The organism is Pelagicoccus sp. SDUM812002 (assembly GCF_031127835.1).
Taxonomy (GTDB): Bacteria; Verrucomicrobiota; Verrucomicrobiia; order Opitutales; family Opitutaceae; genus Pelagicoccus.
On the sequence record NZ_JARXHX010000001.1, the window covers coordinates 705458 to 731692 of the forward strand.

Annotated in this window: 21 protein-coding genes; 9 read left to right on the top strand and 12 right to left on the bottom strand. The window is 53.6% G+C overall.

Annotation, left to right across the window (positions count from 1 at the left end):
- Positions 1-154 precede the first annotated feature (154 nt).
- The 4 genes from ppdK (at position 155) to QEH53_RS02955 (ending at position 6578) form a co-directional block, all read left to right on the top strand.
- The gene (ppdK, locus tag QEH53_RS02940; protein WP_309021630.1) at positions 155-2974 is read left to right on the top strand and encodes a pyruvate, phosphate dikinase; all 2820 of its coding nucleotides are present in this window, start codon (positions 155-157) and stop codon (positions 2972-2974) included.
- A 171-nt stretch (positions 2975-3145) separates the two neighbouring features.
- Positions 3146-4426: a GTPase HflX gene (gene hflX, locus QEH53_RS02945; RefSeq protein ID WP_309021631.1), complete on the top strand. Its 1281-nt coding sequence runs from the start codon at positions 3146-3148 to the stop codon at positions 4424-4426.
- A 66-nt stretch (positions 4427-4492) separates the two neighbouring features.
- A complete protein-coding gene (locus tag QEH53_RS02950; RefSeq protein WP_309021632.1) occupies positions 4493-5878 on the top strand; it encodes an alkaline phosphatase PhoX in 1386 nt (461 codons plus the stop codon).
- 10 nt (positions 5879-5888) lie between these two features.
- Entirely contained in the window at positions 5889-6578 is a 690-nt protein-coding gene (locus QEH53_RS02955; protein WP_309021633.1) for a hypothetical protein, read from the top strand.
- Positions 6579-6580: 2 nt separating this feature from the next.
- Here QEH53_RS02955 and QEH53_RS02960 read toward each other — a convergent pair whose 3' ends face one another.
- From QEH53_RS02960 to QEH53_RS02970, 3 genes are all read right to left on the bottom strand, one after another.
- Positions 6581-7144, bottom strand: coding sequence for a GNAT family N-acetyltransferase (locus QEH53_RS02960; protein ID WP_309021634.1), 564 nt, complete (start codon positions 7142-7144; stop codon positions 6581-6583).
- Between the two features lie 98 nt (positions 7145-7242).
- Positions 7243-7641 carry a MerC domain-containing protein gene (locus QEH53_RS02965; RefSeq protein WP_309021635.1) on the bottom strand — a complete coding sequence of 133 codons (399 nt, stop codon included), beginning with the start codon at positions 7639-7641 and terminating at the stop codon, positions 7243-7245.
- Positions 7642-7729: 88 nt separating this feature from the next.
- Positions 7730-8578: a ParB/RepB/Spo0J family partition protein gene (locus QEH53_RS02970; protein ID WP_309021636.1), complete on the bottom strand. Its 849-nt coding sequence runs from the start codon at positions 8576-8578 to the stop codon at positions 7730-7732.
- A gap of 157 nt (positions 8579-8735) precedes the next feature.
- On the opposite strand from QEH53_RS02970, the gene msrA reads away from it, so the two are divergent.
- Entirely contained in the window at positions 8736-9323 is a 588-nt protein-coding gene (gene msrA, locus QEH53_RS02975) for a peptide-methionine (S)-S-oxide reductase MsrA (protein WP_309021637.1), read from the top strand.
- Between the two features lie 105 nt (positions 9324-9428).
- Here msrA and QEH53_RS02980 read toward each other — a convergent pair whose 3' ends face one another.
- Entirely contained in the window at positions 9429-9641 is a 213-nt protein-coding gene (locus tag QEH53_RS02980; protein WP_309021638.1) for a hypothetical protein, read from the bottom strand.
- A gap of 302 nt (positions 9642-9943) precedes the next feature.
- Between QEH53_RS02980 and QEH53_RS02985 the strand changes: the two genes are divergently transcribed.
- The 4 genes from QEH53_RS02985 to QEH53_RS03000 all read left to right on the top strand — a co-directional run bounded on the left by QEH53_RS02985 (position 9944) and on the right by QEH53_RS03000 (position 14025).
- Positions 9944-11149 carry a saccharopine dehydrogenase family protein gene (locus tag QEH53_RS02985; RefSeq protein ID WP_309021639.1) on the top strand — a complete coding sequence of 402 codons (1206 nt, stop codon included), beginning with the start codon at positions 9944-9946 and terminating at the stop codon, positions 11147-11149.
- Between the two features lie 112 nt (positions 11150-11261).
- Positions 11262-12425: a carboxynorspermidine decarboxylase gene (gene nspC / locus QEH53_RS02990; protein ID WP_309021640.1), complete on the top strand. Its 1164-nt coding sequence runs from the start codon at positions 11262-11264 to the stop codon at positions 12423-12425.
- Between the two features lie 18 nt (positions 12426-12443).
- A complete protein-coding gene (gene speB, locus QEH53_RS02995; protein ID WP_309021641.1) occupies positions 12444-13331 on the top strand; it encodes an agmatinase in 888 nt (295 codons plus the stop codon).
- Positions 13332-13416: 85 nt separating this feature from the next.
- Positions 13417-14025, top strand: a complete 609-nt coding sequence (locus QEH53_RS03000; RefSeq protein WP_309021642.1) for a peroxiredoxin-like family protein — start codon at positions 13417-13419, stop codon at positions 14023-14025.
- Positions 14026-14050: 25 nt separating this feature from the next.
- Here QEH53_RS03000 and QEH53_RS03005 read toward each other — a convergent pair whose 3' ends face one another.
- From QEH53_RS03005 to QEH53_RS03040, 8 genes are all read right to left on the bottom strand, one after another.
- Positions 14051-14470: a hypothetical protein gene (locus QEH53_RS03005; RefSeq protein WP_309021643.1), complete on the bottom strand. Its 420-nt coding sequence runs from the start codon at positions 14468-14470 to the stop codon at positions 14051-14053.
- A 40-nt stretch (positions 14471-14510) separates the two neighbouring features.
- Positions 14511-16226 (bottom strand): GspE/PulE family protein, encoded by a 1716-nt coding sequence (locus tag QEH53_RS03010; RefSeq protein ID WP_309021644.1) that lies wholly within the window; start codon positions 16224-16226, stop codon positions 14511-14513.
- A gap of 6 nt (positions 16227-16232) precedes the next feature.
- On the bottom strand, positions 16233-16742 hold the full coding sequence (locus QEH53_RS03015; protein ID WP_309021645.1) for a hypothetical protein: 510 nt from the start codon (positions 16740-16742) through the stop codon (positions 16233-16235).
- 23 nt (positions 16743-16765) lie between these two features.
- Positions 16766-17824 (bottom strand): GTPase ObgE, encoded by a 1059-nt coding sequence (gene obgE, locus QEH53_RS03020; protein WP_309021646.1) that lies wholly within the window; start codon positions 17822-17824, stop codon positions 16766-16768.
- A 57-nt stretch (positions 17825-17881) separates the two neighbouring features.
- The gene (locus QEH53_RS03025) at positions 17882-21586 is read right to left on the bottom strand and encodes a S8 family serine peptidase (RefSeq protein WP_309021647.1); all 3705 of its coding nucleotides are present in this window, start codon (positions 21584-21586) and stop codon (positions 17882-17884) included.
- A 457-nt stretch (positions 21587-22043) separates the two neighbouring features.
- On the bottom strand, positions 22044-24548 hold the full coding sequence (locus QEH53_RS03030; RefSeq protein ID WP_345785694.1) for an ATP-dependent Clp protease ATP-binding subunit: 2505 nt from the start codon (positions 24546-24548) through the stop codon (positions 22044-22046).
- Between the two features lie 6 nt (positions 24549-24554).
- Positions 24555-25685, bottom strand: a complete 1131-nt coding sequence (locus tag QEH53_RS03035; protein ID WP_309021649.1) for a protein arginine kinase — start codon at positions 25683-25685, stop codon at positions 24555-24557.
- On the bottom strand, positions 25686-26201 hold the full coding sequence (locus tag QEH53_RS03040; protein ID WP_309021650.1) for a UvrB/UvrC motif-containing protein: 516 nt from the start codon (positions 26199-26201) through the stop codon (positions 25686-25688).
- Positions 26202-26235 lie beyond the last annotated feature (34 nt).

The following is a 26235-nucleotide window of genomic DNA, read 5'->3' on the forward strand; positions in this document are numbered from 1 at the left end:
GCGCCGACTTGCCGTCCTGCGCAAGGGAGTGCCTCAGCAGCATTCCCGTTGACACCCGCAGTAGCATCACTATGAGGAACCCCTTTTCGAAACTGGGAAGAGGCAACTCCGCGTCTTTCACTCAACAACATCGCATAACCCAAGCTATCGAAGTATGGCATCCAAAACCACAGCGAAACGCGCAACAGCAGCCAAGAAGGCTGTACGTAAGCCCGCAAAAAAGGCAGCTAAGAAGGCTCCTCGTAAAGCAGCGGCAAAGAAGAACGTAAAGTACGTTTACTCGTTCGGTCAAAAGACTGACGGCGACGCTACTATGAGAAACCTCCTCGGCGGTAAGGGTGCGAACCTCGCTGAGATGGCCAACATCGGCCTCCCAGTTCCTCCGGGCTTCACTATCAGTACAGAGCTTTGCACTTACTTCTACGACAACGGCCGCACCTACCCAGATTCCCTCCAAGCGGAAATGGAAGCTGCCGTCGCTAAGATGGAAAAGGAAATGGGCACAAAGTTCGGCGCGACCGATGGCATGCCGCTTCTCGTAGCAGTTCGTTCCGGCGCTCGTGATTCTATGCCAGGCATGATGGACACGATCCTCAACCTCGGCCTCAACGACGCAGCAGTCGACGCCCTCACGAAGGCAACTGACAACCCACGTTTCGCTTGGGATTGCTACCGCCGCTTCATCCAGATGTACGGAGACGTTGTTCTCGGTGTCCAAGCAGGACCAAACGAAGACGTCGAGCCATTCGAAGCAGTTATCGAACACCTCAAGCACGAGCGTTACGGCAAGGACATCATCGACTCCGAACTCACAGCGGAAGACCAGATGGAGCTCGTCAAGCGCTTCAAGCAGCTCGTCAAGGACCGCACCGGCAAGGGATTCCCAGAAGACCCTTGGGATCAGCTCCGCGGAGCAGCCGGCGCTGTATTCGGTTCTTGGATGAACGACCGCGCTATCGTCTACCGCCAGAAGTACGGCATCCCCGCTGAGTGGGGTACTGCTGTCAACGTTCAGGCCATGGTATTCGGAAATACTGGCACCACTTCCGGTTCCGGCGTTGCCTTCACGCGTAACCCAGCTAACGGCGAAAACGAATTCTACGGCGAGTTCCTCGTGAACGCCCAGGGTGAAGACGTTGTTGCCGGAGTGCGTACTCCAGAGCCTGTTATAAAGCTCAAGGACGTAATGCCAAAGTCTTACGCCGAGCTCCTCAAGGTTCGCAAAAAGCTCGAGAAGCACTTCAAAGATGTACAGGACGTCGAGTTCACCATCCAGGAAGGCAAGCTCTACATGCTGCAGACTCGTAACGGTAAGCGCACCGCCGCTGCCGCTCTCAAGTTCTCCATCGACATGGTTAAGGAGCGTCTCATCAACTGGGAAACAGCGGTCCTCCGCAACCCAGCTGACCAGCTCGACCAGCTCCTCGCTCCAATCTTCGACCTTGCTGAGGTCAAGAAGGCAAAGGTACTCGCAACTGGCCTCCCAGCAGGTCCAGGCGCAGCATCCGGTAAGATCTACTTCAACGCAGAACGCGCCGTTGAGGCGGAAGCTCGCGGCGAGAAGGTTCTCCTCACTCGCGTTGAAACATCCCCAGAAGACCTTCGCGGTATGATCGCGGCGGAAGGCATCCTCACTGCTCGCGGTGGCGTTTCTTCCCACGCAGCTCTCGTTGCTCGCCAAATGGGTAAGGTTTGCGTTTGTGGCGCGGCTGAACTTCAGATCGACTACGACAAGAAGACCCTCACCGTTGGAAAAAACAAGTTCAAGGAAGGTGATTTCCTCTCCATCGACGGTACCACTGGCCAAGTCTTCGCAGGCGAAATCAAGGCTGCTCCTTCTGAAATCATCGACGGTCTCATCAACGGCAAGAAAACCGCTCAAAAGACTCAGAAGTACCAAGACTACGTCCAGCTCATGAAATGGTGCGCTAAGGCAACTCGCCTCCAGGTTCGCACCAATGCGGATACGCCTGAGCAAACCAAGAACGCGATCGCATTCGGCGCGGAAGGCATCGGACTCACTCGTACCGAGCACATGTTCTTCGAGGGCGACCGTATCGACGCTATGCGCGAAATGATCCTCGCCGACTCTCTCGAAGGTCGCCAGAAAGCGCTCAAGAAGCTCCTACCTTACCAGCGCAAGGACTTCTTCGGCATCTTCAAGGCTCTCCAGGGTCTGCCCGCCACCATCCGCCTCCTGGACCCACCTCTCCACGAGTTCCTTCCTCACAGCAAGGAACAGCAGATGGACCTCGCTCGCACCCTCGGCATCAAGGTCGAGAAGATCATGCAGCGCGTCGCGGACCTCCACGAGTTCAACCCAATGCTTGGTTTCCGTGGCTGCCGTCTCGCGATCAGCTACCCAGAAATCGCAGAGATGCAGGCTCGCGCCATCTTCGAAGCCGCTGCCCAGTGCGTGAAGAAGAAGATCCCAGCACAGCCAGAAGTCATGATCCCACTCGTTGGTTTCAAGAAGGAACTCGATATCCAAACCGAGATCGTTCATCGCGTCGCTAAGGAAGTTGAAGCAGCAAAGGGCGTAAAGCTCTCCTACACCGTTGGTACAATGATCGAAGTCCCACGCGGTGCCCTCACAGCTGATGAGATCGCTGAAACAGCTGAGTTCTTCTCCTTCGGAACCAACGACCTCACCCAGACCTGCCTCGGCATGTCTCGTGACGACACCGGTTCCTTCCTCGGCAAGTACCTGGAAGTTGAGATCCTCAAGGCCAACCCATTCGCATCGATCGACCAAACTGGCGTTGGCCAGCTGGTTACGACTGCTATCGAAAAGGGCCGCAAGACTCGTCCTGGCATGAAGCTCGGTATCTGTGGTGAACACGGCGGCGATCCAGCATCCGTTAAGTTCTGCCACAACGCTGGCCTCACTTATGTATCGTGTTCGCCATTCCGCGTTCCTGTTGCTCGCCTTGCAGCTGCTCAAGCAGCCATCGAAGCGAAGCGTGCCAAGTAAGTGATCATCGTATCCGATAACTAATTACTCAGCCCTGCTTCCGACACTCGGAGGCAGGGCTTTTCTTTACCTGGAGGAGCGAGCTTGCTCGCGAAATCAACACCCAATCACGAGCAAGCTCGCTCCTACCTTCCCCGGGACCTGACACCCGTCACCCGGAACCCAAAACGTATGTTTGATCTCGAAGATAACAGAAAAAAAGTCCAGCGTGCCCTACTCGTCGGCATCCAAGACTCCAAGATGTCGAGCGAGGAAGCCGAGCACTTGCTCGACGAGCTCCAGGAGCTCACCGCCAACCTCGACATCCCGATGGTCGATCGCGTGGTTGTAAAACTGCGCAAACCGCACCCTGCTTTCCTGCTCGGAACCGGCAAGGTTCAAGAGCTCATCGCTCATGCAAAGGAACTCGAAGCTGACGTAATCATTTTCGATGACGAGCTATCCCCCGCCCAGCAACGAAATTGGGAGGAGGAATCCAAGATCGCTGTTATCGACCGACAGGAGATCATCATCGATATTTTTTCCGAGAGAGCCCACACTAAAGAGGCAGCGCTCCAAGTCGCACTCGCCCGCATGGAGTACTCGCTCCCACGACTCCGTCGCGCTTGGACTCACTTGTCTCGTCAACGAGGCGGCGGCACCGGTGCTCGCGGCCAAGGCGAAACCCAGCTCGAGGCCGACTCCCGCATGGTTCGCGACCGCATCGCTCTCACCAAAAAGGAGCTCAAGGAAGTCATCCAGCACCGTCACGTGCAACGTGCTAAGCGTTTGCGCAAGCCTGTCCCCACGGTAGCCATCGTTGGCTACACCAACGCCGGAAAGTCGTCTTTGCTCAACACTCTGACCGACTCCGACGTGCTGGCCGAGGACAAACTTTTCGCCACTCTCGATCCCACCACTCGACGTCTTGAGCTAGACAACAGCCAGCATGTGCTCGTCACCGATACAGTGGGTTTTGTTCGCCGCCTTCCCCACCGACTCGTAGAGGCATTCAAGGCAACTCTCGAAGAAGCGGTCGTAGCCGATTTACTGATACACGTGGTCGACGTCACCAATCCTGACGCCGAAAAGCACTTCGAAACCACGATGGAAGTGCTTAAGGAAATTGAAGCCGACAAGAATCCGATGCTCGTTGTCTTTAACAAGATCGACGCCCTCGAAAACCAGAGCGACAAAGAACGTTTCCTGTTCACCCACAAAGACGCGCTCTACCTCAGCGCCAGCACTGGCGAAGGCATTCCCGAGCTCAAGGCGACCATAGCTCACCACCTGAACGCCAAGTACAAGTCCACCCTACTCGTCATTCCTCACGAACGCTACGATGTTATTTCGAAACTGCACAGCAGTGGCGGTATCCGTGAACAGAAAACAGAAGACGACGGGGTTCATATCGAAGGCATCTTCCCACCCTCCCTGTCAGGCTTGATAGAGCCATTCGTTTTGAAGCCTTAACATTTGTCATTAAAACGTAGCTTAACAAAAATCGACTCCCCGCTAGTCGCAGCATAGACACCCCCCATGCCATCTCAAAGATCACGTAGAGAATTCATCAAAGACACTGCTCTCGCAGTTGGATTCGTAGGACTCCAAGCCTACATGACCGGTTGCACAAAGCCGACCAGCGTGGGATACGGTCCCTTACTGGAAGATCCCAACAATTTGATGAGACTGCCAAAAGGATTCACCTACTCTAGCTTTTCCAAAACAGGTGAGCTCATGGACGACGGGCTATTCGTCCCAGGAGCGCATGACGGCATGGCAGCCTTCCCTCTCGACTCCGACCGCGTCATTCTGGTCCGAAATCACGAGATGGGCCCCGGAAATCCAGAGAATGGCCCCTTCAAAGGGGATCCTGAACTGATCAAACAGTACCACGATAAACACTACGATGCAGCGAGCGACACCGGTAACTGCAGTGGCGGCACCTCAACTCTTATTTTCAACACCAAAACACAGTCACTCGAGCAACACTCCCTCAGCCTACTAGGCAGTATGCGGAATTGCTCGGGCGGTCCTACGCCTTGGGGCAGTTGGATCACCTGCGAGGAAACAAACATTCGCACAGGGGGGGACTTCGAAAAGGATCATGGTTATTGTTTCGAAGTGCCGGCAAGCGACCAAATGGGACTCGCCCTTCCAGTGCCGATAAAAGGCATGGGGCGCTTCAACCACGAAGCAGTGGCGGTCGACCCGAAATCTGGTATCGTATACCTCACCGAGGATCGCTGGGATGGTCTCATCTACCGCTACATTCCCAACGAACGAGGTCGGCTCGTCAACGGAGGTAAACTGCAAGCGCTGGCCATCGTCGGAGAAAGCTCACGTGACACCCGCAATTGGCCTGAGGAAAACCAGCCAGAATTCCCTGCCAACACTCCTGTATCCACAACTTGGATCGACATGGAGGATGTGGAGGCACCAGAAGACGACTTGCGCTACCGCGGTTTCGTAACTGGAGCTGCTCGATTTGCCCGTGGTGAAGGGATGCATTACGGGAACGGTTCCATCTACTTTGCATGCACCAACGGCGGCCCGCAAAAGTTCGGCCAAATCTTCCGATACACGCCCAGCCCGTTGGAAGGCTCAGAAGGCGAGTCAAAGACACCAGGTCAACTGGAGCTCTTCGTCGAGTCTCACGACAGCCAACTCATGCAGGCTTGCGACAACCTCACCGTGGCGCCTTGGGGAGACGTGGTAATAGTGGAAGACGACAACGAATCCAGCGCCATCGTTGGCATAACCCCCGAGGGACAGCTTTACCACATAGGCCATGTTGCGATTGCGAGCGAACTCGCTGGAGCCTGTTTCTCTCCGGACGGCAGCACCCTGTTCGTAAACGTTCAAAGACTCCCGGGACAAACCCTTGCGATCACCGGTCCCTGGAACAAGAAAGTCTCATCTTGATCCTTAACCTATGTCTTCGCCTCTGAGATCCCATTCCGCCGCCGAACCCAAGAAAAGCATCTTCAGCCGTCCCATCCTTATCGGGTGCGTCGGCATCCTAGCGCTTTTCGCGCTTTTGCTTGGTGGCGGGCTCTACTGGCTATTCACTTCCGGCAAAAAGGTGATTACCGACGAAATCAGAGAACAGGTCGTGTCTGAAATCGAACGCTCCGGGTTGTCCGAGACCCAGCAAGCCGCTCTCAAATCGGAAATCGACCGACTCACCGAACAATTCCAGCGAGGAGAAATTTCCATAAAGGAGTTGATCGAAATCATCGAAGGGCTCGAACAAAGCCCAGCCATGAGCGTCATCCGCTACTACCAAACTGAAGGTGATCCGCTTGATCGCAGCTCTATATCTCCAGAGCAAAGAAGGTCAGCTATGCTCACGATCCGCCGCTTTATCTACGGTGTATTCGAAGAACGCATATCTGAGACAGCAATCGAAGAAATAATGGACCCCTTCATTCTGAATCGCGGGACAGACGAAGAATACCGCGACCTACAATTCCGCTCCGATATTTCAGACGAAGAGCTTTTCGCCGCGATCGCCACGGCCAAGCAGTACGCTGACGAAGCGGGTATTCCCGAGGAAAACCTCTCTCCAGATATCGCCCGTGAGATCCGGGAAATAATAGACCGTATCTTAAAGAGACGGTAGGGCTAGAAGTCGTTTCCAGCGACAGCAAGCCACTGGTTGCGAGACACTGCTAAGCTGTCTTGGGCAATCCACTCACCATCCTTTTCAAATCCTTCTTCAATGTGCAACTTGAAGCGAAATCCGTTTCGCTCTAGGACAGTGCGACTCGCAATATTCCAGTCGGCGTGGCAAGCGTTCACGACCTTCACTTGGAGAACTTCGAAAGCGAACTTGAGCACACTCGCTAACGCTTCACTAGCGTATCCAGCTCCCTGATACTTAGGATGGGTCCAAAAGCCCGTGTTCCAACTGCCGCACCTCTGATCAATGACGATCCTTCCCAACGGGTTTCCTGAGACTTTGTCTTGAAAGGTGAACAGATAACCCTCCCCTTTTTGCCAACGCTCGGCCACGTTGCCCACGAACTCAACCAGCTCCTCCTTGGACTCGGGCTTATTCCACATCATCCCGTCATTGAAACCCGCATGGCGCGTAGCATCCCAGACGAACTCCGTCTCTTCTGCTTGAGACATACGAAGCTTTAAACGCTCCGTTTCGATAGAAAAGTCCAGCGGTACTGAATTCATGTGAGCAACCCTTAAGCGATACCCAACAAGAAGCGATACTATCGCTTTTCAGCAAGATCGAAAATCGCCCCAGCGGTAACAGCGGCGAGCACGGGATGCTAGTCGTGAGAGCAGCACGGCTTCCGGCAACTTGGTTTGTGCCAGTGCCAATTTTTCCAGTGCCCTAGTACAAAGACGCATCCGCCGAGGATCGTTGCGACCGGATGCAAACCTTCCTCCAAAACGGGCCGAATTCCCGCGAATATGATCATTCCAACCGCGAGAAAGGTGAAGATAGCTTTCCGCCCATGACGTCGGTAACCGTTAAAATAGCTCAAGCCCGCTACTGCGAAAATGAGGCTCATCATGACCCACTCAAATCCGTGATCGGCTACGAAATCCAGCCCGACCAGAGGCAACACACCCATCAAGAAAGGTACGGAGAGACAATGGATCGCGCAAAGCACAGACAATCCGATGCCCGCCACGTCCCATTTCCTTGTCTCCACTGTCTGCATAGCCGCTTCCATAGACTAACCCAATCCAACGAAATCGATTCTAACGCAAGCCCATTGCATCAACTAATGCGAAAAACTTGCGTTAAAATCAGGAGCCGGTGCCAACGAGCAATTCAGCCTTCCGCTGCATCACCCATTTTTCGAGGCGTTCGATGGCTGCGGGGTATTTAGGATCCTCCTTTTTCATGCGATCCAAAATGCCGATGGCAGCGACCGCATAGTCGTTCGGAATCGCGGTCGGAAGCGTATCAAGCTCGCGAGGATCCATCTCGCCATTGCGGATCATGCTGCGGGCCTCTTCTTCGATTTCGTTCCGTGTTCCTCCGGAGGTATCGGAGTAGTTCGCGTTTTTCTTGGAAGGCGCACCGCCGCCGCCGCCTTCTCCGGCGCCCTCTGCTGCACTGCCGTCATTCTTCTCGCGCTCTTCGCCCCCATGTCGGGCAGTCTTCTCAATCCCGGCTGGGTAGGTCTTACCATCCTTACCGATGACCTTGTCGGGATGGTCCAAGCCCATTGCCTTACGAACCCGCCTTACCAGCTCAATCGAAACTTTGCATATGTCGGCTAAATAGGCATTCGAATGGCCGGTCCATTCCTCGAGGGCAATCTCGACCGCGTGACGTTTATCCGCGTTGGTCCGATAGAGACCGTTGGTCGCGTTGGCCCCCAAGGCTGCGACGAGAGCGTCAGTGCGGGACCCTTCGTGCACTTGGGCCTCGATGTCTCGCTCCTCGATACGCTTAGCCGCGAGAAAGCGGTGAAAACCGTCCGCCAAGTAGTACTTAGATCCATCGTAAAAGAGCACGATTGGAGGGAACTGGGCACCCTGTTTCATGTCCTCTGCGTAGCCGGACACGGCTTCGTCGTTAGTGGCGACACGCGTCTGCGTGCCGGAGTAGATGTCGATCTGATCGAGGGCGATTCGCTGCAAGTTCATGTAGTTAAATTCTAGATACTCTAGTTGCTAATACCGGGGAATCGCTGAGACTTGCGGCATGCGAATTTGTGGCAATGAAAATCGCCCGGGATTCGTTTTATCGGAATAAGGAACGCGACGAGACGCTCTAGCCCTTAAGACCTGAACTAAAATTATTATGAGAAAACGAATAGCTCTCGCCGTCGGACTTCAATTTCTAGCGACCCATCTTATGGCAAACGACCCGACAGAATTCAAGGAACTCGAAACGATCACTTTCGGAGCTGGCTGCTTCTGGTGTGTTGAAGCCGTCTTTCAGAGACTGGACGGCGTCGAATCTGCCGTCAGCGGCTACATGGGGGGCCACGTTGAAAATCCGACCTATAAGGCCGTCACGACTGGAAAGACTGGTCACGCAGAGGTCATACAAGTGAAATTCGATCCATCCGTAACCAGCTTTAAAACCCTAGTGGACTTTTTCTGGGAGGCCCATGATCCCACGACACTCAACCGCCAGGGAGCTGACGTCGGAACGCAGTACCGCTCTGCCATTTTCTACGAAACCGAAGAACAACGGGAAATAGCTGAAACGTCTAGGAAGGAGGCTTCGGAAAACTTCTCTCGCCCAATCGTGACCGAAATAACCGCTGCCGGCCCCTTCTATGAGGCAGAGGACTACCACCAAGAGTTCTACGAGTTGAACAAGACCTACCCTTACTGCCGAGCTGTCATCACCCCAAAGCTGCAAAAACTTGGGCTGGAATAGCCCCTTCCAAGGGTCGTTCCGGCCGGGCAACTTCCAGCCTGTAGATATTGAGCCGCCAGCAATAAGAGCTGGCGACTCGCTCATTGGATAAAAGACTTCACGAGGCTACGCCAAGGTATCAATGATCGTCCCCACCTGGTTCGTACCGCTAGTGGCTGCTGAGTTGAGCCCTAAACGCTGAGTCTCGCTGCCGATGCCCGGATCGTTCGCGATCGCCTTGGGCGCTTCACGAGAAACCTTCGGGAGATTGGCTGGATTCAACTGGTTCAACCCATCGAACGTTGCGCTCACTAATTTGCTGATTGGGGGATAATCCATAGTGCTTCTTGAATTGGTATGAATGGTGTCGGCGTTTCAATTGCCTGCGAGACTCATGGATAATAACATTTTACGAGTCCCAACGTAAATAGAGTCCATCGACCTTCGAACGCTAAAAGTTCCTCCAAGGTATTGCTCGCGGCTAGAGTGATCCCTTCAAGTCCTCGTGTGAGGAGAGTTGACAAGTGATAGAGCTCTGCATGACACAAAGCGCTTGCTCCTGAAGCCTCATTCCCTGAGAAACAGCCCGACTTTGCCCGCAAAGCACCGGTGCATTTCCTATACCAAACATTCTCTCCACTATGAGCAAAAAAGTCCTAATCATCGGCGCCGGCGGCGTCGGAAGTGTAGTCACTCACAAATGCGCCATGAATCGCGACGTATTCGGTGAAATCTGCCTCGCCAGTCGCCGCAAAAGCAGCTGCGAAAAGATAGCAGAGCAAATAGACAGCGAAATACATATCGCGCAAGTCGATGCCGACAATACCGCCGAGACAGTCGCCCTCATCAAGGATTTCAAACCTGACCTAGTGCTCAACGTAGCACTACCTTACCAAGATCTGGTGATCATGGATGCATGCCTAGAAACGGGTACCGACTACCTGGATACTGCCAACTACGAGCCGCGTGACGAGGCAAAGTTCGAGTACAGCTGGCAATGGGCCTATCACGAACGTTTCAAAGATGCTGGAATAATGGCCCTGCTCGGCTCCGGTTTCGATCCTGGGGTAACCAACATCTTCACGGCATACGCTGAGAAGCACCACTTCGACACCATCGATACACTCGATATTATAGACTGTAACGCTGGCGATCACGGCAAAGCCTTCGCTACGAACTTCAATCCCGAGATCAACATTCGCGAAGTCACCGCCAACGGTCGCTTCTTCGAAAACGGCGAATGGAAAGAAACGCCTCCACTCTCGGAGAAACGTGTATTCGATTTCCCTGACGGCATCGGACCCAAGGACATGTATCTCATGTACCACGAGGAAATGGAATCGCTTGCAAAGAATTTCCCAGAAATTAAACGAATGCGTTTCTGGATGACCTTTGGCCAGCAGTACCTCACGCACCTGAAAGTTTTGGAAAACGTAGGCATGACTCGCATCGACCCAGTTATCTACAATGGCCAAGAAATCATTCCACTACAGTTCCTCAAAGCAGTCCTTCCCGATCCCGGCTCCCTAGGCGAATCGACAAAAGGTCGCACCTGCATCGGCGTCGTGGCCGACGGCCATAAAAATGGTGAGCGCAAGCACTACTATCTTTACAATATCTGCGACCACGAAGCCTGTTTTGCGGAAGTCAATTCCCAAGCAATTAGCTACACGACCGGAGTTCCTGCGATGATCGGGGCCAAAATGATGCTCACCAACCAATGGAGAGGAAAAGGAGTCTTCAACGTCGAGCAATTCGACCCCGACCCCTTCATGGAACAGCTCAATGTCCAAGGCCTCCCTTGGACCGAACAATGGCTCGACGCTAAACCCGAGGTCCTGGTCTAACTCCCCGCCTGCGAATATCGCGATTTCATGCGAATCCCGGGCCAAGCTGATAACGATTCAATTCCTAGTCCTGTTCGTGCCCATTCAAGAGATTCGTAGACCAACTCAATTCATGGATCACATCATCCACTACGACCCGGAGCTGCCGCCGGAAACACCCTCGCCAGCCTACGTGATCGATCTCGCTCGCCTACGCTCCAACATGGAGATCATTAGGTCTGTCCAAGAGCAAAGCGGAGCTAAAATACTCGCCGCACTCAAGGGATTCGCCATGCATAGCGTCTTCCCGCTCATGCGCGACTACGTTGCTGGCGTTTGCGCCAGTGGCCCCTGGGAAGCACAGCTTGGGGCTGAGGAGTTCGGCAAGGAGGTGCATTGCTTCGCTCCCGCCTTCACAGAGGAGGATATGCAAGAAGTCCTTCAATTCGCTCACCACATTTCCTTCAACTCCATATCCCAATTCCAAAAGCACCAAACGGCCTTAGCCTCAGCCTCTCGCGAGATTTCCTGCGGGCTGCGCGTAAATCCTGAATACAGCGAAGTCGAAACGGATATATACAATCCTTGCGTCGCTGGGTCACGCCTTGGGATTCGACGTTCAGCTCTTAAGGGACAAGACCTGTCGAGAGTTGAAGGTCTGCATTTCCATACGATGTGTGAACAAAATTCGGATACACTCGAACGTACACTTGTGCACTTCGAGGAAAAATTCGGTGACTTGCTCCCGCAGATGAAATGGGTCAATTTCGGAGGCGGCCACCACATCACCTCCCCCACGTACGATCGCGATCGCCTAGTCAAAATTCTGAGAGCCTTCAAAGCCCGCTACCCGCACCTTGAAGTCTACCTGGAGCCGGGTGAAGCGATGGCGATCAATACCGGAGTCCTCGTCGCAACCGTACTCGACATAATTGAAGAAGCCCCTCCCATTGCAGTTCTCGACCTCTCCGCAACGTGTCACATGCCAGACGTGCTGGAAATGCCCTACCGACCAGAAATTGTCGGAGCCGCAGAAGCTGGAGCTAAATCTCACACCTATAGCCTCGGTGGACTCTCTTGTCTCGCCGGTGACATGATTGGACATTATTCTTTCGGCACAGAGCTGACCCCTGGCGACAAGCTTTACTTCCTCGACATGGCCCATTATACGATGGTCAAAACGAGTACGTTCAACGGAATCAAGCATCCCGCGATTGCTACCTGGGACCCGACTAAACAGGAGCTAATTATCGTCAGAAAATTCGGATACACAGATTATCGCGATCGTCTCTCTTAACGTTTCATTTGCACCCACATGGCCACCGACAGATACGAGAATCCACCTGCTTTCCATTCGGACGACATTGCGCCGTCCAATCAGCACGACGCAGCATTTCACATCATACCCGTTCCTTGGGAGACTAGCGTTTCCTACGGTGGTGGAACAGCGAACGGCCCTAACGCGATCCTCCACTCCTCGGTGCAGCTTGAGCATTGGCTTGATGGATCTTTCCCCGGGGACGCTGGCATATTCACCGCTTCCCCAGTCAATTGCAAAGGTCCTGCCTCTACGGTAATCGAGAACATTAAGGTAGCGACCAGAGCTGCACTCAACATCGACAAATGTCCCATTCTACTCGGCGGTGAGCACTCCATGACCCTCGGCCCCGTGCAGGCCTGCAGGGAGCTGGACATCCCTTTCGGCATCATCCAATTCGACGCCCATGCCGACCTCCGTTACGCGTACCAGGGGAATCTTTACAGCCATGCAAGCGTGATGGAACGCTGCACAGACCTAGGTATACCACTTCACCAAATCGGGGTCCGCGCATTGTGCAAAGAAGAGTCAGATCGCAGAGTCGAGCGAAACGTTACCTACCTAGACGCAGCGGATCTCTATTGGAAAGGATATCCAGAGAAGCTCCTGCCAGATGACTTCCCGGAGCATGTGTTCATAACCTTCGACGTGGACGGTCTCGACCCATCCATAATGCCATCCACTGGAACCCCAGTCCCCGGCGGACTCAACTGGTACCAAGCTGTAGATGGCCTCGAAAGGGCTCTGAAAGGAAGGAAACTTCTCGGTGCAGATTTCGTGGAACTTGCCCCTCAACCGGGTCAGCACGCTCCCAATTTCCTAGTGGCTAACTTGATCTACAAGTTCATGGAGATAGCCCAGCGTCTCGATTGCTTACGATCCTAATCGACAGGTACGGTCGAGCGGCAGACCGAGTTAATTTGGAATAAATTGGGGCTTAGTTCGTTCTATCTTCCGAAAGAAAACTGATATGAAAAAATTAGCCGCCCTGATCTTTTGCGTATTCGCAGCTCAATTCGCCCTATCTCGCTCCGCGGAGGAGGTCACTCCTCTGCTCATCGGTCAAAAGACACCGAAGGTAGACGTGGTCGATGAAACTGGGACCAAGCAATTCCTGCCTGCACTATTGAAAGGAAAACACAGTATCCTCGTTTTTTACCGCGGCGGATGGTGCCCGTATTGCAATACTCACATGCAAGAACTCGCTGAGGTGGAGTCGCAATTCCTAGAGCTCGGATATCAAATAGTGGGAATTAGTCCTGACTCACCGGAATTGCTCGCGAGCATCGAAAAAGACGGCGAACTACCATACACTTTGTATTCAGATAGTGGAGTTTCTGCGATAGAAGGTTTCGGTATCGATTTCACGCTCAATAAGGCGACTCTGCTCAAGTACAAGGGTTTCGGAATTGACCTAGGAAAGAACTCAGGCGGCTTGAACAAGGATCGCCTCCCTGCTCCCGCGGTGTTCATCGTAACGCCTGATAACCAGATCGCGTTTTCGTATGTCAACCCTAACTACAAGGACCGCATTCCGGGAGACCTCCTACTAGCCGCAGCAAAAGCGATCAAGAATTAGACTTCGCCTAGCTGTTGACGAACAATCAATTCTGGTCACGGAGATCAGGTATGATGGGTATCACGCCCCGTACCTTCGGCACCTCTCCGGGACCGAGCACGAAGTGTAGCTGCTTCATCTGGGATCCGTAGTTAATCTGCATATCCACATAGATCTGCCACTCACGAGCGTAGTGCTCGTAACCTACTTTGATCACATTCTTACCCGTAGGACGGCGCTCGAAAAAGTACTCCCGACAGCGTTCGAAATCGCGGATGATATAGTCTGGCTTGTGATGCGTTAAAGCCTTCGCTCTCTCCTCGTCTCCTTGCTGCAAGGCGGTCAAGAAAGCGGACACGACTGACGCGGCATCTTCTTCGCCTTGCAAGTATTCCGGTTCGGGACCGCCCCCACAGGCTGACAATAGCAGTACTGCAAAGAGGGCGACGGCGGGGGAAAACTTCATGGAGCGAAACTAGAGTCTATTTCATTCAGCTGGCAAGGCCCTAGAACATGTCCACAGGTACCGTGGCCAGTGCCTCTGCAAGCGTTGAAATCCCGTCCTTCACTTTCAGCAGGCTGTCTTGATGAAGCGTTTTCATGCCAGACTTTACCGCAGTGCGTTTCAGGTCTGCCGTTTCCCGGCCTTTGTTAATATCTTCGATAAGCTGTTCGCTGCTTGTCATGAGTTCGTGAATACCGACTCGGCCTTTGTACCCAGTATTCGAACAGCGGGGACAACCCTTGGGGTTATGCTTAAAAATGGGTCCGCTCCAACCTACGCCGGCTTCAAGAACTTCACGCTCGCGACCTTCTGGCTCGTATTGGATACGGCAGGTCTTACACACGCGTCTCATCAACCGTTGAGCACAAACGCAGAGCAACGAAGAGGAGATCATGAACGGCTCAATACCCATGTCGGTGAGACGAGCTACCGTGCTTGGAGCATCATTCGTGTGAAGCGTGCTTATCAACAAGTGACCGGTCAGGGCCGCTTCGACCGCTATATTCGCTGTTTCTTGGTCACGAATTTCACCCACGAGGATGATATCAGGATCTTGACGCAAGAAGGCTCGCAACGCACTCGCAAAGGTGAGTCCGATCTGGCGGTTCATCTGCATCTGGTTGATGCCGTTGAGCGTGTACTCGATCGGATCTTCCGCTGTGCGGATTACAAAACTGGGATCGTTGATTTCGTTGAGTGCCGAATACAACGTCATGGACTTACCGGAGCCGGTCGGTCCACAGTGCAAGATCATGCCATAAGGCTGCTTGATCACTTCTCGGTAGCGAGTCAGGTTCTCCTCCGAGAAACCAAGGGCTGGCATCGGCAAGGTCGACTTCTGCTTGTCCAGGATACGCATGACAACGCCTTCGCCGTGATTAAGCGGAGCAGTTGAGACACGAAGGTCGATATCGACATTCTTTTTCGTAAATTGCTTGAAGACGATACGCCCATCCTGCGGCAAGCGACGTTCCGCGATGTCGAGATTCGACATGATCTTCAAGCGAGCTACCAACGAACCAGATACCTTTGGCGGCAGCTTCAGCTTCTCTTGGCAAACCCCGTCGATGCGGTAGCGAACGACAAGCTCCTTCTCCCGAGGTTCAATGTGAATGTCCGAAGTTCCAGCGAAGTAGGCGTCTTCTATGATTCGGTTGGCAAGCTGGATGATTGGAGCGGATTCCTCACTATCGAGCCCTTCTTCATCTTCTTCTATCTCACCATCGTCGAACTCCATGCCGACGGCTTCGACGACATCTTCGAAATGGGTTTCTTCGCGTTTCTGGTCCTGCTTAAGGACTTCCTTGATGTCGCTCTCTGGAGCGAGCAAAGCGACTACCGTCTTCTTACTCAGCTCGGAGATCCGAGAAGTGACGGTCAACTCAAAAGGGTTAGCTAGGGCGACTGCAATGAACCGTCCGTAGGCGCTGACAGGAACTACTTGATTCTTCTCGCAAAAATCTTGGTCGAGCAGCTCCCAAGTCCCCTTGTTGATCGCTACGTTCTTAACATTGATCGGGGTGACTCCGTAGGTCTTAGCCTTGGCAACGTTCAGTTGGTGCGGCGATATCCGGTAGTCAACCAGGAGAAGGTCATCGAAAGCGCTACCGTTAAGCTCCTCTTCACGAGCTTTGAGCACGCTGGACTGGTCTGCATCGAGATACTTGAGCTCGTGCAAATGGTCTACAATCCCTGCCTGTAGTCGACCCAACGCCATTTAGGACTAGCTCGCAATCATCGCGGCCTTGGCCTCCTCTGCCTCTTGAGTTTCCAGATAGTCCGAAATCGTCTCCAAAGGAGCTGCAAACCAGACAATGTTGCCCGTAATCTTTTGCTCCCAAAAAGTGCGAACGGCTGGACTCATGTAGTAGGCAGTCGCGATGTAGCGGGTGTCCTCAACCAAATCGAATGGTACAGACCAAGTGGCCCAGCATTCAGAACGGTCGGTAGCGGCGGTAAGCTCTTCAGGCACCTCCATGTTCCGAACGTCAATAATGCCAAGCCCTTCTTCTTCAACAAGATGCTCCATGAGCTTGCTTTCATGCACGCTCTGCTTCTCGTTAATCAGAATCGACAGCAAGCTCAAGCGCATCTCTCCCGTAGCGTTCGAAAGAAGCTCGAGAAAGCGCTCATTCGCGGCGTCGAGGGCCTCGATGCTTACGAGGCCACGCTCCACCAAGCTCGCTCCGAGCAGGCGGTTTGCACGCATTATGAGAGGCTTAAGACTGGCCATTGTGTGGGTGGGAGAAACTGATACTAGTGTGATTCCGAGTCGTCGTTCGCGGATTCGCTTTCCACTATCTCGGCTTCTTTCTCACTAGCTTTAGCTTCTGCCACCTTTTCCCAGAGAACTTCCTTGTATTCTGGAATGCCTTCCTCCGTTAAACAGGAGATCGGCTGTACCACCACGTCGTGGCGCTTACGAAATTCCTTAAGGTTCTTTTCAGAGGATTCCTCGTCCATCTTGTTGGCCAATACGATACGCGGCTTATCCAACAAGCTCTTGTCGTAAGCCCCTAACTCAGCCACTAGCTGGGAGTAGTCGTCCCATGGGGACCGTTCGTCGATACCGGACATGTCGATGATAAAGGTCAGTACGAAACAACGCTCGATGTGGCGCAAAAACCTATGGCCTAAACCTCTATTCTCGCTAGCTCCTTCGATAATACCCGGAATATCAGCCATTTGCAGTCGCTCGTAACGATCGGGATACTCGATCACTCCGATACCAGGATGCAGGGTCGTGAATGGGTACGGCGCCATTTTCGGGCGCGCGTTTGTGATCATGTTCGTCAAGGTCGACTTGCCCGCATTCGGGTAACCCACCAGTCCGACGTCCGCGATGCTCTTGAGAACGAGCTTGAATTCGCCCTTTTCCCCTGGATCTCCGGGGTTCGACCGACGGGGAGCGCGGTTGACCGAACTCTTGAACTTGGTATTGCCCCAGCCCCCATTGCCTCCCTTGAGCAGACGCACGCGCTGGCCGACTTCCAAAATCTCCGCCAAGACTTGGTCAGTCTGATTGTCCATGACGATAGTGCCCAACGGTACCAGCAAGATAGAGTCCTTACCACACTTGCCGATCCGGTCGGAGCCCATACCATGCTGCCCTTTTTCCGCGTTCCAATGCTGCTGGAAGCGATACTTGATCAAGTTGTTCTCGTTGTTGGTCCCCTCGAGAATCACGTCGCCACCCTTGCCGCCGTCCCCTCCGTTCGGGCCGCCGAAGGCCTCGTACTTTTCCCGGCGAAAGCTGATACAGCCATTCCCGCCGTCGCCCGCTTGGGCAATGATTCTGGTTTCGTCTACGAACATGCAGCGAAACCCATACGGCTAAGCTCAAAGAATGCAACATCGCCGCGCTAGCGCTTTCTACAGTGCTAAAACCTCGATCAGTCCGCTTCCGCCCGCACCGTTTGCCAGCTGAATCAGAACCAGATAATCTCCTGCCTCCAGCCAAACACGCTGGGCGGCGTCTTTAGCATCGTCGGAGAGCGGCGATAGTTGCAAGGCATCAAACCCACTCGCCAATCTTCGAAACGCTCCTTGGCCACTCTCGTTTGCACTGGTGAACAACGCATCATCGCGCCAATTGTCGTTAGGCTCAAGATCGACAGCGACTCCTTCGACAAGATGATAGATCACGATTTTCGGATCTTCAGCTCCCGAATCTGAAAATGAAGGGCCCAGTCCACGAACGAGAACCTCCAAGGGTTCGTCACCTTCGATCGAAAAAGCGAGCAAGCCACTACTATCAGCAGTCACCGGGGACTGAGCGCGAATCCCTCGAACAACCTTAGAATCCAAGTCGAGGGTTCCCGCAAACACTGCTGCAGCGACCGCATCTGCGATACCATCGTCGCTCTTGCTGCGTTCTATCTGCAGCGATCCCCCACCAGCTCCTAAAAGCACAACAGGTCCGTTGTCTGATGGAGGCCTCCCGTCCTCGGAAAACCTTCCTTCACTCAGCGTCAAGCTCGGCGCCTCGCCGATTCCGATAAACTCCGCAAACAGTCCATTCGCCCCACTACTGCTTGGGTACCCTCCTGCCGCTCCTGCTTTCAGTCGCGAATCGCTCGATGCTCTATCGCTTTTCAAAAAGACCTGCTGCTCCCCCCAGCGTCCATTTGCTAACCCCGATTCCGGATCAATCGAAACATCCACACTCTTCCCAGTAAATGAGGTAATCACGATTCGGCCATCCAGGCCATGTGAACCGATGGCCAAGTCTGCAAAAGGACCTTCACGCCACAGGAAAGCCCTACCATCGGGCAATACCTTCAGATAAACAGAATCTCCTGGTACGCCAACCCCGCCGCCCTCGTAGGACCCGGAATAGGAAGATTCCGAGCTGGGAGCGACTTGCAATTCCCCCACGAACTCAAGCCCATAGCCTGGAACTTCCAAGAGCAGCTTCCTTAATGCCACTCCTCTAATGGCCCCTGCCGAGGTTTCACCTGACTGAAAAGTCCCGGCACTTTCAAGCGTAACTAATTCACGGATACGGTAGAACCCAGTCTCAAGATCAAATACTGTAACATAGCCGGACTCAAGAGTGTCCTCAACTTCCAGCCAAGCCTGCCCACCATTCGAGGACGTTCCCAAATAATGTCCCGCCGACAAGCGTCCGTCCAAGACGTTGACCTTTCTCTCAACGATGCGCGTAGCAACCCCGTCTGAGACTTGAGCCCATATCGTGTGGGGGCCCTCTGATCTGAAGATCGCGACCGAGCTAGTGCCACTGCTATTCGATACGGCCACCTGCCCATCTCCCTCAAAGTACCAATCCACGTTCAGACTGTCGTCATAATCCAACCCAAGGATATTCAGCGAAACGCGCTCCTCACGAGCCGCCGATTCAGGTAGATCAATATACGCCCCATCCCATCGACTCTGCATCAAAGATGCCCCTAATTGTATCACTTCATCGTGATTCAAAGCGCGATCGTAAATCCGAATATCAGCTATGAGGCCATCAAACGCACGGTCGCCGAGATCGTTATTCCCAACATAAGACGAGCCTTGAGATCTTACGATCGAACCGATGGGTGACTGCTGTAAGAGCACTTCCTGACGCTGGCCGTTAATATATAGATTAGGCGTATTCGAAATATTAGTACTATCGTACGTACCAACCACAAAATACCATTCGCTATCCTGGACTGATCGCGGCGGCGTATTCCAAACACCAAAGCTTTCGTAGTTGGAAAAAAACTTCAACGTTTGGCGGTTACCATCCGGAAACGCCGAACCGTTTCCCGAGGAAAAGTAGAGGTAATAGTATGGCAAGTTCACGATACGCGGATGCGGGCTCACGCTCATATCGTTTGAGCGGACCAGCGCTGCTATTGTCACCACGTCGCTAAACGCTGCTTCAAATGTCATCCGCTCATTCGCATTGTCGAGCAGAAGACTTCCTCCGTACTCAGCCTGCGATCGAGTCGCTCCAGCTATCGAACCATTGCTGCTGCCAGCCAAATCAGTCTCGAGACTACCGCTTCCCTCGAAGGCGAAATGATGCTTGAGTCCTGACTTCACGGCAGCCGAGCGACCCACGACAACCGTTTTATCAACGGTACGAGTGGTACCACTCAAACTTGCCGAAAATCTGATCGTCGCCTGCCCACTCTCCTTGGTCCGAAAGCGAAAAATGCCCTGACCGAGGTCTCTGACCTCGCCAACACTTATACCCGACAACACCTCGGCTCCAAGGACGGCTCCATCCAAAGCTGCCAACTCGAAAGTGACTTCCGGCCCTGCTGACTCAACGAGCACTATTGCATCTTTGACATTAGCTACCTCTAAGAAGTGGCCGCTCAGTTCAGGCTTCAACGCAGCCAACAGGTTGAGACGCTTTCCCGTGAGCGTGCCCCTACCCAGCGCGGAGAGAGGATCGCCCGTTTCTAGGATCCGCGTTTTCAATTGCTCCGCTGTCATACCGGGATTCGCCTGCGCCAACAAAGCCACAGCCCCGGCGACCATAGGTGACGCCATAGAGGTGCCCGAAAGGAAATTGTACGAATTCGTTGGATACGTTGAATAGATATCGCTTCCTGGAGCTGAAATATCTACGCTCACCTCGCCATAGTTCGAGCTAGCATTCAGCGCATCCTCTTGGTTCGAGCTTCCCACCGATATGATATTTTCCAAATCATATCCGGCAGGGAATTCCAACGATTCAGGAGATGCGTCCAAATTCTTCCCGTCGTTTCCAGAGGCTGCTACGAACAGTATTCCCAACCTCTCGTGGTTCTCAATTTCTCGCCGAGTCAATAAATTGGAACCACCCGATCCATAGGAGTTGTTTGTCGCCACAATGTTGATACCGCTCTCTTTCAGGAGGCCAACGTAAGCGAGAGCATCGTTAATGGCAGAATTCCGCAAACCATCGCGTTCACCGACTTTCAATGGAAGTATCTGCACGCCCCAATTGACCCCCACTGCTCCGCTGCCGTTGTTGCCTACCGCCCCTGCGATTCCAGCAACGTGGGTTCCATGCCCATCTTCGTCCTCAGGATTCTCGTCGCTATCGACAAAATCCCATACAGCCGACGAACCACTTGGGTCCACGAAAAGGTTCTCAACAAGATCTGGGTGAGTTAGCTGCATCCCCGTATCAATGACAGCGACGACAACTTCATTGTCAGGATCACCCGTTTCGAACTGCCAAGCCTCTTCCGCATCGATTTGGTCCAAACCCCACATTCGGGACGGATCCCAATCACTCGGAGTAGTGCTCGGAAAGCTTAAAGTATCAAATTCAGCGATCGCCCCGGGGAAACGTTTCTGGAATGCGGCGATCAGCATTTCAATTTTCCCCAACTCTGGTTCTTTGAAGCCGAGGCAAAGGTAATCCGCAACGACTGATTCCCGCTCCCGAAAAAGCGCATTGTCTGCAACAAATGATTCAAGCTCCTCGGCGCCCACCAAATCTGGATCGGCATCGATTAGGAAAACATTCCCCATATGGGCAATCGAACCGACGCTGGTGTACCGTCCATTCTCATCTACCTGGATTTTTTCCTCCCAAACAACCCAACGGATTCGCCCGCTGTCACGCTTCAATAGATACTGCAAGCGGGGGTAGCCTCTCGCAGTCGAAACCAATCTCGAATCAATCAACTTCGCCTGTGGGTATCGATCAGCCCAAGAACTCTGAATCTCGGCGAGATCCGTTAGCTGGGGGACCGACTTCGCACTCAATTCCCCCGATTTCGACTTCCTACTCGACTCGCCCCCTTGCAATCGCTCGTTCGAATCCCTCTGTACCTGCTGGTCTCTGGGTTGAGTTTCCGAAGAAGTGTCATCTACCCGCTTCGCGACCCAAACACTGCCTAGCAGCAGCGCCAAAGCAGCGAAAACAGTAACTATGCGACAGTTGAACATGCGAATATATGGCTGCTTAGCGAACTGAGTATCATCGCAGGGCTGCCTCCTGTATCTACGACGCGACGAGCACTCTCGTATTCAAAAAAAAGACCGTAGCCCCAGCATGGGGTTACGATCTTTCGTAAAACGTGTCGTTAAAGGGACGCTAATTCTCCGTCTCGGAAGGTACCTCTTCAGATTCGCTGTCAGCCGCCTTGGTGAACTTCAGCTCCTTGCCATCTCGGATGACGAGTATGCTGTCACCTTCTTCTACTTGGCCACCGAGAAGCGCCTCAGCAAGCGGATCTTCCAGGAAACGCTCGATAGAGCGGCGCAACGGGCGTGCACCGTATTTTTCGTCGTAGCCTTCGTCGATAAGCAATTCCTTGGCGTCGTCTTCGAGAGTCATCTTTATCTCCTTGTCATCGAGGCGCTTTTGCAGCTTGGCGATTTCAAGATCTACGATTTTGACGAGGTCATGGCGAGCTAAGCTATGGAAGACGATCAGGTCGTTGATGCGGTTAAGGAATTCAGGCTTAAACACCTTCTTCGCCTCTTCCATCACTTTAGATTTCGTACCTTCGAAATCGTCCGAAAGGTTTGTCACCGCTCCGAAGCCCATGGTGGTTTGCTTCTGAATTACGCTCGCGCCCACGTTAGTGGTCATGATGATGATCGTATTACGGAAATCTATTACTCGACCTAAGCTGTCGGTGAGATGCCCTTCCTCGAAGATCTGCAGCATGATCTGCACGACATCCGGGTGGGCTTTCTCAATCTCGTCGAAGAGAACCAGCGAGTACGGCTTGCGGCGAACCTGTTCCGAGAGCTGTCCCCCTTCTTCGTGGCCAACGTAACCCGGAGGCGAGCCGATCATTCGAGATACGGAGAACTTCTCCATGTACTCAGACATGTCCACTTGGATGATCGCGTCGCGATTGCCGAACATCTTCTCTGCAAGAGTGCGAGCGAGGAAAGTCTTACCGACACCGGTTGGGCCGAGGAACATAAACGAACCGATAGGCCGCTTCGGGTCCTTCAGATCTGCACGGCTGCGACGCAGGGCCTTAGAGATCGCCACACAAGCCTCGTTTTGGCCGATAACCGTTTCCTGAAGTTCCTTCTCGAGCTGGAGCAGACGCTCGGTCTCCTTCTTCTCGAGTCGCTGCAGCGGTACGCCGGTCCAGTCGGAAACGACCTTAAGCATGTCCTCTTCGTCAATCGTGATCCGGTTCTCTTCGCGGCTGGTCTTCCAAGCTTCGAGAACGTCTTCCTGCTCCTTGCGCAGACGCTTCTCCTCGTCGCGGAACTTCGCCGCCTCTTCGAAATGTTGCTTGCTGATCGCGTCTTCCTTCTTGGCGCAAACCTCGTCCACTTCCTTAGCGAGGGTCTCGATCTCCGGTGGACGGTTGAGGGATGCAATGCGCGCTCGTGATCCAGCCTCGTCCATCACGTCAATCGCCTTGTCAGGCAAGAAGCGTGAGGTGATGTAGCGTTCGGAGAGCTTTGCAGCGGCAACCAAAGACTCGTCGGTGAAAACAGCCTTGTGGTGCTCCTCGTACTTGCCACGGATGCCCTTGAGAATGAGGACGGTATCTTCGATACTAGGAGCTTCGACCTTGACGCTTTGGAAACGGCGGTCGAGGGCGCTGTCCTTCTCGATGAACTTGCGGTATTCGTTGAGCGTAGTGGCTCCGATACACTGCAACTCCCCACGTGAGAGAGCTGGCTTGAAGATATTGGACGCATCCATAGCGCCTTCTGCTGCTCCTGCACCTACGATGGTGTGAAGCTCGTCAATGAAGATGATCACGTTTCCTGCACGCTTGATCTCGTCCATGACCGCCTTGATACGCTCTTCGAACTGACCGCGGTATTTGGTACCCGCGACCATGAGTGCGAGGTCCAAAGTGATGACTTTCTTGTCTAGCAGGATCTCGGGCACTACTCCGCTCGAAATTTCCAAGGCGAGGCCTTCCACGATCGCTGTCTTGCCCACACCCGCTTCACCGATGAGGACGGGATTGTTCTTGGTGCGGCGACAAAGGATTTGGATGACGCGGCGAATCTCCGACTTGCGTCCGATCACCGGGTCGAGGTCGCCCTTGCGAGCCAGTTCCGTCAAATCGCGACCGAATGCCTTCAAAGCCGGAGTCTTAGCTTCTTTCTTCTCCTCCTGGCTTTGGCTGCGGCCCGGGGACACCGCTTCTTCGGTTTCACCTGAAAACTGAGGATCGAGCTCGCGTAGAATTTCATTGCGAGTGCGCTCGATATCGACGTCTAGCGACTTGAGAACACGGGCTGCCACGCCTTCGCCTTCGCGAAGCAGTCCGAGCAAGATGTGCTCGGTGCCGACGTAGCTGTGGTTGAGGGCTTTCGCTTCCTTGCCAGCGAGAGCGAGGACCTTCTTGACGCGGGGAGTGTAAGGTATGCTACCAGCAGCTTTACCTTCCGGGCCAGAGCCGACCTGCTTTTCGACCGCGCTGCGGACCGTCTCGAGATCGAGGCCCATCTTTTGCAAAACACTTACCGCTACTCCTTGGCCGAGTTTGATCAGGCCGAGCAAGATGTGCTCCGTTCCTACATAGTTGTGGTGAAAGCGGTCTGCCTCCTTACGAGCCAAAGCAAGGACCTGCTGTGCGCGCGGAGTGAAATTGTTCATAGGTTCCATAAAGCGTTATTCTGCCTCCTGTTCGGGATCTGGTTTGGGGGTATCGTCCTCAGCGGACGTTTCGTGAATGTTAAAAAGGGGACGGGCTACGTTTTCGAACTGCTTGCGCATGTACTCCGCTCGGAACTCGTCACGAGCGTTCGACTCGATTTCATCGCCGGCATGGTATTGTACGTGTCCAGGCTGACATTCGATGAACATACGGTCCACTATGTTCCGCGTCTTCTCCGGAAACATCTCCAAATCGACGCCAAATCGCACCAGCGAAGCGAGATTCATACACTCCGAGGAAGTCAACAAATGGCTGTTCTGCAAAATGCCGTAGGCACGCCCGATCTTGTCGAAAAGCTTGTTCGGGTCCTTCTCCAAGATCTTTTCCCGAGCGTTCATCTCCTGATCGATGATAGTGCGCAAGACCGAGGAAAGCCGCTTCACGATCTCCTCTTCCGATTCTCCAAGGGTCGTCTGGTTGGAAATCTGGAAAATGCTGCCGCTCGCGTCCGAACCTTCGCCGAACAATCCGCGAACCGCGATGCCAAGCTGGTTGACCGCTCGCACGACCTTCTCCATCTGGCTGGAAATCACCAATGCCGGCAGGTGCATCATAGTCGAGGCCCGCATTCCGGTCCCCACATTCGTAGGGCAAGCGGTCAGGTAACCGAGCTTGGAAGAGAAGGCGAAGTCGAGCTGCTCCTCCAGAGCTGTATCGATGGCATCGATAACGTTCCAGGTGCTCTTGAACCGATATCCAGACTTAATGACCTGAATGCGAAGGTGGTCCTCCTCATTGATCATCACGGAGATCGACTGATCCTTACTGATGACCACACCTGCTGATTCTGCGTTGCTGGAAAGCTCACGGCTGATTAGGTGACGCTCCACCAAGATCTGACGTTCAAGGTCCGACAGGGAAGAAATTTCCGCGCTGATGCCGCGCTTCATCTGGCTGAGCGATGCGACAGAGGGTAAACATGTCTCAAGGACTTCCTTGCGACGGGTCTCTTTGGCCCACCCCGGAAAAGGCGTGTCAGCGATGTTTCGGGCCAAGCGGATACGAGTCATCAAGACAACCGGGCACTTCTTAGAGCCTGCTTCGGTCATCTCGGACTTTCCGCCAAATATGCTTTTGATTAACATCTACTTTGATTCCTCGAGGGCGGCGGCTTCCATCGCCTTTTTCAATTCTACTATCTCGTCCCGCATGCGAGCTGCGTCTTCATAACGCTCGCTGGATATCGCTTCCTTGAGCCCATCCTCCAGCGTTCCCAGTCTGTCGACGTAAGTAGCTCGCTCCAACGCTCGCTGGGGCACCTTTCCCCGATGGGAGTCTCCCTTGTGCATGTTAAGCAAAGCAGGGGATACCAGGTTAGCGAAGGTATCGTAGCAGGTCGCACAGCCGAGACGGCCCGTCTTCTTGAACTCCCGCTGTGTACACCCACACTCTGGACACGAGAGAGCAGCGACCTCCGGAGCGGTCTGCGACTCGGGCTTCACGAGAAGGTCGGCGAGCGAATAGCCGCTCGGATCCGTGATGCCCTTCTGCTCCGCGCAGTTCTCGCACAAGTCGATCTTGTGGATCTGATTGTTGATAATCTGCGTCAAGTGCACCGTGGCAGGCTCGCTGCAGACATCGCATTTCAGTGGCTTCGCCATTTAGTAAATTATGTGGTTGGGTTTGGTTAAACTA